The 11,180-nt window shown below is 69.9% G+C and carries 14 protein-coding genes; 6 read left to right on the forward strand and 8 right to left on the reverse strand.

Annotated features, from left to right (window positions below):
* Positions 1–283, forward strand: a 283-nt coding sequence (locus ACFWVV_RS37310; RefSeq protein WP_384358956.1) for a hypothetical protein, incomplete at its 5' end; no start/stop codon positions are given.
* Positions 284–403: 120 nt separating this feature from the next.
* Here the strand turns inward: ACFWVV_RS37310 and ACFWVV_RS37315 are convergent.
* Positions 404–1,045, reverse strand: coding sequence for a DNA-3-methyladenine glycosylase (locus ACFWVV_RS37315; protein ID WP_384358978.1), 642 nt, complete (start codon positions 1,043–1,045; stop codon positions 404–406).
* A gap of 132 nt (positions 1,046–1,177) precedes the next feature.
* Between ACFWVV_RS37315 and ACFWVV_RS37320 the strand changes: the two genes are divergently transcribed.
* From ACFWVV_RS37320 to ACFWVV_RS37330, 3 genes are all read left to right on the forward strand, one after another.
* On the forward strand, positions 1,178–1,960 hold the full coding sequence (locus tag ACFWVV_RS37320; protein WP_384358958.1) for a sporulation protein: 783 nt from the start codon (positions 1,178–1,180) through the stop codon (positions 1,958–1,960).
* A gap of 64 nt (positions 1,961–2,024) precedes the next feature.
* Complete coding sequence (locus ACFWVV_RS37325) at positions 2,025–2,570, forward strand: YbhB/YbcL family Raf kinase inhibitor-like protein (protein WP_384358960.1); 546 nt, start codon at positions 2,025–2,027, stop codon at positions 2,568–2,570.
* 194 nt (positions 2,571–2,764) lie between these two features.
* Positions 2,765–3,310 carry an HNH endonuclease gene (locus ACFWVV_RS37330; RefSeq protein ID WP_384358962.1) on the forward strand — a complete coding sequence of 182 codons (546 nt, stop codon included), beginning with the start codon at positions 2,765–2,767 and terminating at the stop codon, positions 3,308–3,310.
* A gap of 66 nt (positions 3,311–3,376) precedes the next feature.
* Here the strand turns inward: ACFWVV_RS37330 and ACFWVV_RS37335 are convergent, their stop codons facing one another.
* The 4 genes from ACFWVV_RS37335 to ACFWVV_RS37350 form a co-directional block, all read right to left on the reverse strand.
* Positions 3,377–4,150 carry a sulfite exporter TauE/SafE family protein gene (locus ACFWVV_RS37335; RefSeq protein ID WP_384358964.1) on the reverse strand — a complete coding sequence of 258 codons (774 nt, stop codon included), beginning with the start codon at positions 4,148–4,150 and terminating at the stop codon, positions 3,377–3,379.
* Positions 4,151–4,217: 67 nt separating this feature from the next.
* The gene (locus ACFWVV_RS37340; RefSeq protein WP_384358966.1) at positions 4,218–5,156 is read right to left on the reverse strand and encodes an SPFH domain-containing protein; all 939 of its coding nucleotides are present in this window, start codon (positions 5,154–5,156) and stop codon (positions 4,218–4,220) included.
* Between the two features lie 139 nt (positions 5,157–5,295).
* Entirely contained in the window at positions 5,296–5,736 is a 441-nt protein-coding gene (locus ACFWVV_RS37345) for an NfeD family protein (RefSeq protein ID WP_384358968.1), read from the reverse strand.
* 92 nt (positions 5,737–5,828) lie between these two features.
* Positions 5,829–6,620, reverse strand: coding sequence for an ABC transporter ATP-binding protein (locus ACFWVV_RS37350; protein WP_384358970.1), 792 nt, complete (start codon positions 6,618–6,620; stop codon positions 5,829–5,831).
* Positions 6,621–6,753: 133 nt separating this feature from the next.
* Between ACFWVV_RS37350 and ACFWVV_RS37355 the strand changes: the two genes are divergently transcribed.
* Positions 6,754–7,533, forward strand: coding sequence for a hypothetical protein (locus ACFWVV_RS37355; protein ID WP_384358972.1), 780 nt, complete (start codon positions 6,754–6,756; stop codon positions 7,531–7,533).
* Between the two features lie 186 nt (positions 7,534–7,719).
* Here ACFWVV_RS37355 and ACFWVV_RS37360 read toward each other — a convergent pair whose 3' ends face one another.
* The 3 genes from ACFWVV_RS37360 to ACFWVV_RS37370 form a co-directional block, all read right to left on the reverse strand.
* A complete protein-coding gene (locus ACFWVV_RS37360) occupies positions 7,720–7,971 on the reverse strand; it encodes a chaplin (RefSeq protein WP_384358974.1) in 252 nt (83 codons plus the stop codon).
* Between the two features lie 160 nt (positions 7,972–8,131).
* Entirely contained in the window at positions 8,132–8,761 is a 630-nt protein-coding gene (locus tag ACFWVV_RS37365; RefSeq protein ID WP_384358980.1) for a response regulator, read from the reverse strand.
* Between the two features lie 94 nt (positions 8,762–8,855).
* Positions 8,856–9,947, reverse strand: a complete 1,092-nt coding sequence (locus ACFWVV_RS37370; protein ID WP_384358982.1) for a GAF domain-containing sensor histidine kinase — start codon at positions 9,945–9,947, stop codon at positions 8,856–8,858.
* Positions 9,948–10,446: 499 nt separating this feature from the next.
* Here ACFWVV_RS37370 and ACFWVV_RS37375 point away from each other — a divergent pair, with 499 nt between their 5' ends.
* On the forward strand, positions 10,447–11,127 hold the full coding sequence (locus tag ACFWVV_RS37375) for a transglycosylase SLT domain-containing protein (RefSeq protein WP_384358976.1): 681 nt from the start codon (positions 10,447–10,449) through the stop codon (positions 11,125–11,127).
* Positions 11,128–11,180: the final 53 nt, after the last annotated feature.

Raw genomic sequence — 11,180 nt, forward strand, 5'->3', positions numbered from 1 at the left:
AACATATTTGGCGTTGACTTTTGGCACGCTGTTGAGTTCTCAAGGAACGGACGCTCCCTTTGTACTCACCCTCTCGGGCTTTCCTCCGGACGTTTTCGTTCGGTACTTCGTGTTTCCAACCTTACCAGATCATTTCCGCGCCGTTTCCGGTGTGGAATTTCTTTCCAGTGGCCGTTGGCGGGCCTTGCCTTTCGGCGTGTCCACTACTTTAGCGGCTTTTCTCGGCGACTCAAAATCAAGTCGGTGGAATGAATTCAGGCATGCCGGAATTCAGATCCCGTGAGGGAAGTCGTAGTAGTGGTTGGCCGCTCCGGGGGCTGCTGGGTTCGATCCGATGGACCGTGCCGACAGCAGTGCCCGTCTCAAGCGGCTCGGGCTACGTTAGGCGGGTGAGGGTGTCGCGTCAAGTCGCCCGGCGGCGCGGCTTGTGCGCCCGGTACGGGCTCACCGTGGGGTCGCCGGAGATCCAGAAGCGCCAGGGGTGGACCGCACCCTCGCCGCCCACTCCGGTGCGGGGGCCGTTCTCCCGCAGGTCAGCGGGGGCCGGGCTGCCGTGCAGTACAGAGAGAGGGGACTGCGCGCCGACACAGAGGTCGGTGCCGTCCAAAGCGCGGGTGATGTCCAGCCCGGTGGCCAGCCGCGCGGGGCCTTTGGCCAGTTCGTTGTCTTTTCGGGCTGAAAGTCGTCGTTTGCGGACCTGGTCGGCACCGACTATCACCTCGCCGGCGCGGAGCAGGACACCACTCGCCCTGCCCTCGGGGCCGCACACCAGGTTGAGGCTGAACCACATGCCGTAGATGAAGTAGACGTACGCATGTCCGGGCGGGCCGAACATCGAGGCGTTGCGGGCCGTCTTGCCGCGAAAGGCGTGCGAGCCGGGGTCGCCTTCACCGTCGTATGCCTCGACCTCCGTGATGCGGAGCTCGACGGGTCCCTCGGGAGTGCGACGGACCAGGGTGCGGCCCAGCAGGTCAGGGGCCACGTCGAGTACGGGTCGGGCGAAGAAGTCGCGGGTGAGCGGCGTACGGTCTGGGGTCGGCGCGATCATGCCCGCCGAGGGTAGCTGACGCGGGCTATTGGTGGCGTGATGTGCGGGTAGGCGCGGAACCGGGTGCCCGGGTTGAGCGTTTGTACTGGTCAGGTGCACTGGTCAGGACCGGAAGAGTTGGGGAGAAGCATGGGATTCAAGAAGCTGCTGGCGAGCCTGGGTGCGGGAGGCGCGTCCGTCGAGACCGAGCTCACCGAGATCAACGTCGTCCCCGGTGGAGTGGTGCAGGGCGAGGTGCGGATCCAGGGCGGGTCCGTCGCCCAGCAGATCGAAGGGCTGTCGGTCGGCCTCCAGGCGCGGGTCGAGGTGGAGGGCGGTGACCAGGAGGTCAAGCAGGACATCGAGTTCACCAAGGTGAAGCTGGGTGGGGTCTTCGAGGTGCAGGCAGGAGCGGTGCACGTGGTGCCGTTCGGGCTGGACATCCCCTGGGAGACGCCGGTCACCACCATTGCCGGGCAGCAGCTGCGCGGAATGGACATCGGCGTGACCACCGAGCTGGAGATCGCGCGGGCGGTCGACTCCGGGGACCTGGACTCGATCAGTGTGCATCCGCTGCCGGCGCAGCAGGCGATTCTGGACGCCTTCGTCCAGCTGGGCTTCCGCTTCAAGAGCGCGGACATGGAGCGCGGGCACATTCGTGGGACGCGGCAGAAGCTGCCGTTCTACCAGGAGATCGAGTTCCTGCCGCCCCAGCAGTACCGGGGGCTGAACCAGGTCGAGCTGACGTTCATCGCGGACGGGCGGGAGATGGACGTGATCCTGGAAATGGACCGCAAGGGCGGGATGTTCAGCGAGAGCAGCGACTCCTACCGGGCGTTCCAGGTCGGGCTGAACGACTTCCAGTCCACGGACTGGGCCGGTTACCTCAACCAGTGGCTGGCGCAGGTCGGGGGACAGCGCAACTGGCTCTGACGCGGACCCGCAGGGTTCCGGGAGAGCGACGTTCCGAGAGAGCAATGATCAGGAAGGTGCTGATGTGACCGTGTCCGAGCAGGCCAAGAGGCCGCCGCTGCCTCATGACTTCCACCCTCCGGTGGCAACGTTCACCGTGCTGAGCGATGACGTCGCCGACGGCGCCGTACTGAAGGACGCACAGGTGTACGCCGAGGGGAACACGTCGCCGCAGCTGCGGTGGGAGGGGTTCCCGGCGGAGACCAAGAGCTTTGCCGTCACGTGCTTCGACCCGGACGCCCCGACCGGCAGCGGGTTCTGGCACTGGACCGTGTTCGACATCCCGGCCTCCGTGACGGAGCTTCCCGCCGGGGCCGGCTCCGGGAAGTTCGAGGGGTTGCCTGACGGTGCGCTCCAGGCGCGGAACGACTACGGGACGCAGGGCTTCGGGGGCGCCGCTCCCCCGGCCGGCGAACGCCACCGGTACGTCTTCACCGTGTACGCGGTGGACACCGAGAAGCTGGGCGTCGACGCCTCCACACCGCCCGCGGCGGTCGGGTTCAATCTGCGGTTCCACACGCTCGGGCGTGCGCAGCTCGTAGCCGAGTACGAGGCTCCGGCCGAGGGCTGAGCGGCGTACGGAAAGATTCACTGGGTATTTGCCCGCTCCTGGTCTTGAAAGAGATCAGGAGCGGGCAGTTTTTGTTTGGGGGGTGTGGCGGCTCCCTGTGGGGGCGCCGTTAATGCGTTGTCCATTCCGGCGCGTCCCGCCAGAGTTGATCCAAGCCCGCCAAGGGGTGGGCCGGCACACGGAGGGTGGGCGGGATGCGTGACACGCTGGTACTGAACGCGAGCTTCGAGCCACTGTCGACGGTGACGTTGAACCGCGCGGTGGTGCTTGTCCTGCAGGACAAGGCCGTGGTCGAGCAGGCTCATCCCGGGCTGCGCATGCGCGGTGCCGCCGTTGATCTTCCGGTGCCGATGGTGATCCGTCTGAGCAGGTACGTACGGGTGCCGTTCCGAAGACAAGCTCCGTGGTCGAGGCGGGGCGTGCTGATACGGGACCAACACCGGTGCGCGTACTGCGGGAAGCGGGCGACCACCGTGGACCACGTCGTGCCGCGATCGCGTGGTGGCGGTGACACGTGGTTGAACACGGTGGCTTCGTGTGCCGAGGACAATCACCGCAAGGCGGACCGTACTCCGGAGAAGGCGGGGATGCCGCTGCTGTTCGAGCCGTTCGTGCCGACTCCGGCCGACGCGATGCTGCTGTCGCTGCGGGGAGCGGAGTGGGACTCGCTGCCGGACGGCATCACCCCTGCGCGAACCGGGTGGAGGGACAGGGGAAGGCGGGCGGAGTCCGCCGCGTAGGTGCGGTCGCAGGAAGAGGGAGCCCGTCTCGTGGTGGAGGCGGGCTCCTTCGCGCATGTACCGGTGTCAGCCGAGCAGGAGCTGGGCGATCGCGATGAGGCCGACCACCACGATCACTCCGCGCAGGACCGTCGGGGGCAGTCGGCGTCCGATCTTCGCACCGATCTGGCCGCCGAGGGCGGAGCCGACGGCGATCAGCAGGACGGCCGTCCAGTCGACCTCGGCGACGAAGACGAAGAGGACGGCGGCGACACCGTTGACGACGGCGCCGAGGATGTTCTTGACACCGTTGATGCGCTGGAGGGAGTCGTGCAGGAGGAGGCCCATGAGGGAGAGGTAGAGGACGCCCTGGGCCGCGCCGAAGTAGCCGCCGTACGCGCTGGCGAGGAGCAGGCCGACGAGGAGGGCCGGGCCGCCGTCGGGGTGCGGGCCCGCCGCGTCGCCGTTCTGCTCGCGGCGGCGTTTGAGGGCGGCGGAGAGCTTCGGCTGGAGTACCACCAGGACCAGGGCGACGCCGATCAGGACCGGCACGATCGTGTCGAACGCCGAGGACGGCAGCCACAGCAGGAGGATCGCGCCGATCAGCCCGCCGACCAGGGCGGTGCCGCCGAGGCGGAGGATGCGGGCGCGCTGGCCGGCCAGTTCCTTGCGGTAGCCGATGGCGCCGCTGATCGAGCCGGGGACCAGGCCGATGGTGTTGGAGACGTTGGCGACGACGGGCGGCAGTCCGGTCGCGAGGAGCACCGGGAAGGTGATGAGGGTGCCCGAGCCGACGATGGTGTTGATGGTGCCCGCGCCGATGCCTGCGGCGAAGACGGCGAGCATCTCCCAGATCGTCATACGGTGCCCCTCCGAGCAGTGATCACTGTTGCCTGTGAGGAGTGATCATGCCGGAGGGGCCGGCGGGTCAGTCGATGGGGGGCTGCTCGCGGCGCTCCTTGGCGCTGCCGGAACCGCCCGAGTTGCCGCCCATCGGGCCGAAGTTGCCCATCGCGCCGGAAAGTCCCTTCAGCGCGTCGCCGATCTCGCTGGGCACGATCCAGAGCTTGTTGGCATCGCCCTCGGCGATCTTCGGGAGCATCTGGAGGTACTGGTACGCGAGGAGCTTCTGGTCGGCGTCGCCCGCGTGGATGGACTCGAAGACCGTTCGGATGGCCTGGGCCTCGCCCTCGGCGCGCAGTGCAGCCGCCTTTGCCTCGCCCTCGGCACGCAGGATTGCGGACTGCTTCTCGCCCTCCGCGGTGAGGATCTGGGACTGGCGGATGCCCTCCGCGGTGAGGATCGCGGCGCGCTTGTCGCGGTCGGCGCGCATCTGCTTCTCCATCGAGTCCTGGATGGAGGTCGGCGGCTCGATGGCCTTGAGCTCGACGCGGTTGACGCGGATGCCCCACTTGCCGGTGGCCTCGTCGAGGACGCCGCGCAGGGCCGCGTTGATCTCCTCTCGGGAGGTGAGGGTCCGCTCCAGGTCCATGCCGCCGATGATGTTGCGCAGGGTGGTGACGGTGAGCTGTTCGATGGCCTGGATGTAGCTGGCGACCTCGTAGGTCGCGGCCCTGGCGTCGGTCACCTGGTAGTAGATGACGGTGTCGATGTTGACGACCAGGTTGTCCTGGGTGATCACCGGCTGCGGCGGGAACGGGACGACCTGTTCACGGAGGTCGATCCGGTTGCGGATCGAGTCGATGAACGGGACGACGATGTTGAGCCCGGCGTTGAGGGTGCGGGTGTAGCGGCCGAAGCGTTCGACGATGGCCGCGCTGGCCTGTGGGATGACCTGGATCGTCTTGATCAGGGCGATGAAGACCAGCACCACCAGAATGATCAGGACGATGATGATCGATGACATCGCTTCCCCGTGCCCTTCGTGTTTCTCGGTCGTGCCGTGATGATCGAGTTTTCCAGATGGCGGCGCGGTGTGCGGTGTGTTCCGGCCACCCGGTTCCCTTGTAGGAGACCGCAGTTGGTCGGCATGCTCCCCCGGGTCGTCACATGACCACGGCGGTGGCCCCGTCGATCTCGACGACGTCGACCTGCTGGCCCGGTTCGAAGGCCTGCGCCGCGTCGAGTGCGCGGGCCGACCAGACCTCGCCCGCCAGCTTGATGCGGCCGCCCCCGCTGCCGTCGACCCGCTCCAGCACCACTGCCTGACGGCCTCTCAAGGCATCGACACCGCTGGCCAGTTGGGGCCGTTGACTGCGGTGCCGGGCGGCGATGGGCCGTACGACGAGCAGGAGGGCGACGGAGACGGTTGAGAACACCAGCACCTGGGCGACGAGACCACCGCCCAGATACGAGGTGAGTGCGCCCGCCAGCGCGCCGACCGCCAGCATTCCCAGTTCGGGCATTGAGGTCACGACGAGCGCGATGCCGAGCACCGCCGCGCCGATCAGCCACCAGAGCCATGTGTCCATGTCCACAACGGCCATGGTAGGGGCGGGTGGTCGGCGCGGACAGGGCGCAAAGGATGTACGTCCGGGCCCGGTTGGACGAGCGGGGCGCCGGCGGGCCGGAGCTCCGGCTAGTTCATCGGCAGGCCCTGGGCGGTGTAGCGGTCGCCGCGGTGCTCGACGAGGAGCGGGAGACCGAAGCAGAGCGAGAGGTTGCGGGAGGTCAGTTCGGTCTCCACGGGTCCGGCGGCGAGCACCTTGCCCTGGCGGATCATCAGGACGTGTGTGAAGCCCGGCGGGATCTCCTCGACGTGGTGGGTCACCATGATCATCGAGGGTGCGTACGGGTCCCTGGCCAGGCGGCCGAGGCGGCGCACCAGGTCCTCGCGGCCGCCGAGGTCGAGGCCGGCGGCGGGCTCGTCCAGGAGGAGCAGCTCGGGGTCGGTCATCATGGCGCGGGCGATCAGGGTGCGCTTGCGCTCGCCCTCGGAGAGGGTGCCGAACCTGCGGCCCAGGTACTCGCTCATGCCGAGCCGGTCCAGGAAGGCGCGGGCGCGCTGCTCGTCGACCTCGTCGTAGCTCTCGTGCCAGGTGGCGGTCATGCCGTACGCGGCGGTGAGGACGGTCTCCAGGACGGTCTGCCGCTTGGGCATCTTCTCCGCCATCGCGATGCCGGCCATGCCGATGCGCGGGCGGAGGTCGAAGACGTCGACCTTGCCGAGGGTCTCGCCGAGGATCGTGGCGGAGCCGGCGGAGGGGAAGAGGTAGCTGGAGGCGATGTTCAGCAGTGTGGTCTTGCCGGCGCCGTTGGGGCCGAGGATGACCCAGCGTTCGCCTTCCTTCACCGACCAGGAGACGTCGTCCACCAGAGCCCGTCCGTCGCGGACCACGGCTACGTCCACCAGCTCCAGTACATCGCTCATGAGCGCGTTGTCTCCCCATGCAGTATCGAAATGTCGCGTGTGCCTGTGGGCACAGCGCCCAGGGAAAACCTACGCCACCGGTCGGTCGCTCCCGCCCTTGGGACCGGTGCGGACCGGAATCTAGGCTGTCCGCATGCTCACGGAACCACGTTCAGGAATGCTGGCGGCTTGGGGAAATGCCCTGTTGGGGGGATTTGTCTCGCCGGATGACGCGGCGGTCGCAATTGTCGGGGACGACGCGGTGCACCGGGTGACCGGGCTGCCCGGGGAGTCGGGGCCGGTCGGGCTCACCTTGGCGCTGGGGCGGCTGCGGGCGCTCGGTGCCACCGGCTTCCGGGTCGCGCTGCCGGCACCGGGGCACCCGCTGGGGCTCAGCGGGCCGCCGGAGTTCAATGCGCGGGCGCTGGAGGCGGAGGAGGCGGTGATCTGTACGGGGGCGGCGCTGGGGCTCGTACCCGAGGTGACCGAGGCCGGGCCCGACGGGGATGTGCACGTCGAGGTGGTGTGGGTCTGCTCGGCGGTACGGGAGGCACCGCCGGCGGACGTGCCGTCGCTCGGCGAGGCGGAGCGGGAGCTGGCGGAGGCCCTGCGGGACGCGACGGCGGTGCTGGCGCGGCTCGATGTGGCCGGGTCCGGGCCGGTGGCTTCGGCGGCGATCGACGTGTACCGGGCGCGGGCGGAGGCTCCCGGGGCGCGGGAGGTGCTGGCTCCGGGGTATCCGGCGCGCGCGGTGCGGGTGCTGGAGATGGCGCGGCGGGTGGCTCTGGTGGTGGGGCTGGCCCGCGGGAGTGGGCACGGGGGTGCGGTGAGTGCGTCGGAGATGTGGGCGCGGGGGGAGGCGTTGAGGCCGGTGGAGAGGGTGGCTCGGAGGGCGATGGTGGCGGCGTATGGGGTGGTGGTGGAGAGGGAGTAGGGGTGGGGGGTGGGGGTGGTCTGTGCCGGGGGCGGGGCAGGGGTGGCCGGGTGGGGGCGGGGCGGAGGTGGGGCGGGGGTGCGGTGCTCGGCTCCGCCGGGGGGCCGCCCCCTTGCCCGCCCGTTCCGCCCCGGGGGGCGGCCCCGCCGCCCAAGGGGGCTGGGGGCGGGGCGGCGTCCAGAGGGGTCAGTGGTTGAGGCCGTGGTTGCCGAAGGCGGGGTTGAGGGCGCCGATGACGGAGACGGTGTTGCCGACGGCGTTGACCGGGATGTGCACCGGGGCCTGGACCAGGTTGCCGGAGGCGACGCCCGGCGAGTGGACGGCCTTGCCGTTGGCCTCGGCACCGCCGTGGCCGGTGGCGGAGGCGGCACCGGCGCCGGCGGCGACGAGCCCGCCTGCGACCAGGGTCAGGGCAACGGCCTTCTTCAGGTTCTTCATTTCGGGTTCCTCCTAGCCATGGCCGCGGCCAGCCGCCGCGGCACGTCATGGAGAACGGCCGGACGGCGGCCGGGTTACGCCATGTGAGGGACATCCGCCCGACAGTATGAATCTCAGACCGGAGGGTGACGGTCCGGCTCTGCCCCGGTCGTCGCCTCTTTCAGTCGGTCAGGCCGTGTCGCACGGCCCAGAGCGCGGCCTGGGTGCGGTCGGCGAGGTCCAGCTTCATCAGGATGTTCGATACGTGTGTCTTGACGGTCTTCTCGGAGAGGACGAGGGCGCGGGCGATCTCCCGGTTGGAGCGGCCGTCCGCGATGAGGGCCAGGACTTCGCGCTCCCGGTCGGTGAGGGCGTTGCCCCTGCCCTGCCCGTGCTGCGGGTCGTCCTGTGCGATGAGGGCTCCGGCGACCTCCGGCTGGAGGAGCACGTGCCCGGCGTGGACCGAGCGGATGGCGCCGGCCAGCGCGTCCGGGTCGACGTCCTTGTACACGTAGCCCGAGGCACCGGCCCGCAGGGCGGGGACCACGGTGCGCTGTTCGGTGAAGCTGGTGACGATCAGCACCCGTGCCGGGTTGGCGAGCTCGCGGAGCTTGCGCAGGGCCTCGATGCCGTCGGTGCCGGGCATCTTGATGTCCATCAGGACGACGTCCGGGCGCAGCGACTCCGCCCGGGCGACGCCCTCCGCGCCGTCGCCCGCCTCGCCGACGACCTCGATGTCGTCCTGTACCTCCAGGAAGGTGCGCAGCCCCCGGCGTACGACCTGGTGGTCGTCGACCAGCAGGACGCGGATGCGGGCCTTCGCGGCGGGCGCCGGGGCATGGTCCGACGAGGTGCTCCCGCCGTCGTGGGCCGGGGTGGGGTGGGCCGGGCCGGGGTGGCCGGGGTCAGGCACCGGGGACCTCCATGGTGATCGTGGTGCCCTTGCCGGGCGCCGATTCCACTGTCAGCCGGCCGCCGGTCCCGCTCGCCCGGTCCCGCATCGACACCAGGCCGAGATGGCGGCCGGCGCGGCGTACGGCTGCCGGTTCGAACCCGCAGCCGTTGTCGCTCACGCTGAGCCGGACCGTGTCGGTCCTCTTCTCCAGTACGACGTCGACACGGGAGGCGCCGGAGTGGCGCAGGGCGTTGTGCAGGGCTTCCTGGGCGACGCGGAGAAACGCTTCCTCCTGGGCGGCGGGCAGGGCCTTCACCCCGCAGCTGTCGAAGACCACGTGCGCGCTGTGGGCGCGGTCCATGACCTGGATCTGGGTGCGGAGCGTGGCGACCAGGCCGTCCTCGTCCAGGGCGGCGGGGCGCAGCTCGACGACGGCGGCACGCAGCTCGTCGGCCGCCTCGGCGGCGAGTGCGGCCACCTGGTGGAGTTCTTCCTTGGCGCGGGCGGGGTCGCGGTCGACGAGGGCGGTAGCGGCCTGGGCGGTCAGGCGGAGCGAGAAGAGCTTCTGGCTGACGGCGTCGTGGAGCTCGTGGGCCAGGCGGGAGCGTTCCTCCGCGATGGTCAGTTCGCGGCTGCGCTCGTACAGACGGGCGTTGGTGAGAGCGATGGCGGCGTGCTGGGCCAGGATCCGCAGGAGGTCCTCGTCGGCGGCGGTGAAGCCGCAGCCGCCCTCGGGTCTGGGGCAGCGCTTGTTGGCGAGGAAGAGGGCGCCTATGACCTCGTCGCCGTCCCGGATGGGCAGGCCCAGGAAGTCCGACATGTCGGGGTGGGCGCTCGGCCAGCCCCCGAAGCGGGGGTCCTTGGTGACGTCGGCGAGACGTTCGGCGTCCGCGCCGTGCAGCATCGCGGCGAGGATGCCGTGCTGGCGGGGCAGGGGGCCGATGGCCTTCCACTGTTCCTCGCTGACGCCGTCCACGACGAACTGGGCGAAGCCGCCGTGGTCGTCGGGGACTCCGAGGGCCGCGTACTCGGCGTCCAGGAGCCGGCGGGCGGAGGCCACGATCGTCTTGAGGACGTCGTGGACCTCCAGGTGGCGGCTCATGGCGAGCAGGGCGGAGCTGATGGCGGCCAGGTCCGCGTGGGCGGGGCTCGGGGATTCCCGGGGCGGTTCGGCGGCGGCCGGGAGGGGTCGGGCGGGGCGGTGCCTGGTCATGCGGTCACGGTACCGGCGGTGGCGGGCCGCGAGCATCGGGCCAGGGGCGGGGTGGTGGCCGCCGAGGACCTAGGACGGAAGGTGTAGGGGGAGGAGGGGATCTCGCCCCCGACTCGTTCACTGGCTGATTTGCTACGGCTACTTTCGGTGAGACCGGTGCGGGTTGGGTGTGAGGCCGAGCATAGGGCGTAGGTCACTTACGAAGCTGCGTAGTCGAGGGATGAAGGGCGTGTGAGCGGGTGGAGCAGGGGTAGGAGGCGGGGTTCGCCCACCCCCGGTCCACTATCCGGCTTCGTACGTCACAGCTTTGCCTGGCGATTTTGCGGACGCTAACAATGGCTGCCGTCGCGGAGTCCGCGGCGCTTCCCCTTCCGAGAGGTCTCTCCGCATGTCCGCCACCCCTGGCCATAGCCGCCTGACCAAGACCCACCGGTTCTCCATCGCCGGTGTCGCCGCGCTCGGTGCCGCTTCGCTCGCCCTTACGGTCCTGCCCGGCGGCGGTCCCGCCGAGGCCGAGGCCGGCACGCAGCACATGGCATCGGTCGCGATGGTCGCCTCCCAGGGCAGCAGCGCACAGATGAGCATCGCCAAGCAGCACGCCGCGGCCGACAGGCAGGCCCAGGACGCCGCTGCCGCCAAGGCGAAGGCCGCGGTCGACAAGGTCAAGAAGGCCAAGGCCGAGGCCGACGCGAAGAAGCGGGAAGCGAAGCAGGCCGCGAGCCGTGCCGCCGCCCGCAAGCCGGTGTACGCGAACAACCTGGACGGCTGGATCCGCGAGGCGCTGGCGATCATGAAGGCGAAGGGCATCCCCGGTTCCTACGACGGGCTGCACCGCAACATCATGCGCGAGTCGGACGGCAACCCCCGGGCCATCAACAACTGGGACATCAACGCCCAGAAGGGCACCCCGTCGATCGGCCTGCTCCAGGTCATCAAGCCGACTTTCGACGCCTACCACGTGCCGGGCACCCCCCGCAGCCAGTACCACCCGGTCGCCAACCTCACCGCGGCAGCGAACTACGCCGCCGACCGGTACGGCTCCATCGACAACGTCAACAGCGCCTACTGAGTCCGTTCGTACCCGCGTACGACGAAGGGCGGCCCCCCGGATCACTCCGGGGG

The sequence above is a fragment of the Streptomyces sp. NPDC058663 genome, from assembly GCF_042716745.1.
Lineage (GTDB): Bacteria > Actinomycetota > Actinomycetes > Streptomycetales > Streptomycetaceae > Streptomyces.

Bases quoted from the DNA above. Each gene is read 5' to 3' on its own strand.
- ACFWVV_RS37320 (WP_384358958.1), top strand. From the start codon at position 1,178: ATGGGATTCAAGAAGCTGCTGGCGAGCCTGGGTGCGGGAGGCGCGTCC.
- ACFWVV_RS37350 (WP_384358970.1), bottom strand. From the start codon at position 6,620: ATGAGCGATGTACTGGAGCTGGTGGACGTAGCCGTGGTCCGCGACGGA.
- ACFWVV_RS37340 (WP_384358966.1), bottom strand. From the start codon at position 5,156: ATGTCATCGATCATCATCGTCCTGATCATTCTGGTGGTGCTGGTCTTC.
- ACFWVV_RS37335 (WP_384358964.1), bottom strand. From the start codon at position 4,150: ATGACGATCTGGGAGATGCTCGCCGTCTTCGCCGCAGGCATCGGCGCG.
- ACFWVV_RS37355 (WP_384358972.1), top strand. From the start codon at position 6,754: ATGCTCACGGAACCACGTTCAGGAATGCTGGCGGCTTGGGGAAATGCC.
- ACFWVV_RS37345 (WP_384358968.1), bottom strand. From the start codon at position 5,736: ATGGCCGTTGTGGACATGGACACATGGCTCTGGTGGCTGATCGGCGCG.
- ACFWVV_RS37375 (WP_384358976.1), top strand. From the start codon at position 10,447: ATGTCCGCCACCCCTGGCCATAGCCGCCTGACCAAGACCCACCGGTTC.
- ACFWVV_RS37360 (WP_384358974.1), bottom strand. From the start codon at position 7,971: ATGAAGAACCTGAAGAAGGCCGTTGCCCTGACCCTGGTCGCAGGCGGG.
- ACFWVV_RS37330 (WP_384358962.1), top strand. From the start codon at position 2,765: ATGCGTGACACGCTGGTACTGAACGCGAGCTTCGAGCCACTGTCGACG.
- ACFWVV_RS37370 (WP_384358982.1), bottom strand. From the start codon at position 9,947: ATGAGCCGCCACCTGGAGGTCCACGACGTCCTCAAGACGATCGTGGCC.